1 protein-coding gene and 1 pseudogene are annotated in these 1,055 nt (G+C 64.3%); one reads left to right on the top strand and one right to left on the bottom strand.

Annotation, left to right across the window (positions count from 1 at the left end; all coding sequences use genetic code 11):
* Window positions 1-352: 352 nt before the first annotated feature.
* Window positions 353-505, bottom strand: a complete 153-nt coding sequence (locus tag D7231_RS36855; protein ID WP_158673907.1) for a hypothetical protein — start codon at window positions 503-505, stop codon at window positions 353-355.
* Between the two features lie 114 nt (window positions 506-619).
* Between D7231_RS36855 and D7231_RS35730 the strand changes: the two are divergent.
* Window positions 620-1,055: pseudogene (locus D7231_RS35730) on the top strand (KGGVGR-motif variant AAA ATPase); the annotation flags it as partial.

Below are 1,055 nucleotides of genomic sequence, written 5' to 3'. Positions count from 1 at the left end.
ATGGACCGGATCGTGGCACTGCCGTAGGGCGCGACAGCCCGCCCGCGTCGGTGCCAGTTCCGCTCGCTTCAGCCATCCCCAGCCACATGCTGGGTCGGCCGACGCACTGTGTTGCCGGTGGGATGATTCCCTCATGGTCCTACAGGTTGGCGTCAAGGCCTTGCGGAAGAGGCGGAGACAGTTGGGCGACAGCGCAGACAGGGTGGACGTCTCGGAAGATACCGCCACTGTTTGCCTGCTGCTCTTCTATGCTGCGGAATGCGGCCTGAAAGAGCGACTCCTCGTCCGGGGCGGACACCGAGACTCGTCGGCCCTCGAACCTACACACGACCTGCGGAAGCTCGCGAAGGCGCTACGGCTCCCACGGGTCCTTGGCGATCGCCTCGACCGACTTCAGAGTTGTCGGCTGAATCCAGCCACTTTGGGCTCTGTAGCCCTCGCTGACCTCCACCAGGTATGGCGATATGGTGCGAAGCTGGACGATGCGGATGAGAAGGAAGCGCATGCGGCCCTCCGCGCGCTCCTCGCCTGGTGCGAACAGGACGGAAGGTAAGAGGACGTGGTCGGACCAACGAGCACACACACGATGCCACTGCCTCCGGAACATGTCTTCACCTGGGTGGACATCGATGAGCACCTGGCCCATCTGGCCACTGCGGGCCAATGGCCGGACTGGCTGATCGCGGCGGACGCCTGGTGGGACGGCCTGGAACTGACCACGAGGACCGGAACCTCTCAAGAAGAGGTCAAGGAGTGGCTGGACAGCGCGTTCGGTGCGGGCTCCACCGAGTGGCGAGAGGGCGACGCGCTGGAGTTGAAGCTGGACGATCCGCGGACCTCGGACTTCACGGGAATTCGTGTTACGTCGCGTTCTCAGCCCGAGACCGCTGCAGGGCATCCTCGCATCCCACTGTTGCGGGAGAGGCAAATCACTCGGCAGTTGGCTGAGCCCTTGGCGCGGCCTCGCGATCGCTTCGCCGATGAGGTGCAAGTGATGGCCTTCCATTCGTTCAAGGGGGGCGTGGGAAGGACCGTTCACGCAGTAGCGATCGCCG

Origin of the sequence: Streptomyces klenkii (genome assembly GCF_003626645.1) — a bacterium.
Taxonomy (GTDB): Bacteria; Actinomycetota; Actinomycetes; order Streptomycetales; family Streptomycetaceae; genus Streptomyces; species Streptomyces klenkii.
This window is presented reverse-complemented; position numbering and strand designations above follow the sequence as displayed.